This window comes from Pelorhabdus rhamnosifermentans (assembly GCF_018835585.1).
Classification (GTDB): domain Bacteria; phylum Bacillota; class Negativicutes; order UMGS1260; family UMGS1260; genus Pelorhabdus; species Pelorhabdus rhamnosifermentans.
This window is the reverse complement of record NZ_JAHGVE010000204.1, coordinates 1-217: the sequence shown is the minus strand read 5'-3', so window position 1 is coordinate 217 and position 217 is coordinate 1. Positions and strand designations below refer to the sequence as shown.

Below are 217 nucleotides of genomic sequence, written 5' to 3'. Positions count from 1 at the left end.
GCGAGTGATTGCTGGAGCTGACTGGTACTAATAGGCCGAGGGCTTGACTTAAAAAAGCCGAAATGATAAGATTCTAAGGTACATTAAGTAAAACTTCTTCTTCTGTATAGTTTTGAGAGAGCAAAACTTTCTCTAATTCAGTGACGATAGCTAAGGGGATCCACCTGTTCCCATACCGAACACAGAAGTTAAGCCCTTATACGTCGAAAGTACTTGG

1 rRNA gene is annotated in these 217 nt (G+C 41.5%); it reads left to right on the top strand.

Annotation, left to right across the window (positions count from 1 at the left end):
• Positions 1–136: 136 nt before the first annotated feature.
• A 5S ribosomal RNA gene (gene rrf, locus Ga0466249_RS26370) occupies positions 137–217 on the top strand; the annotation flags it as partial.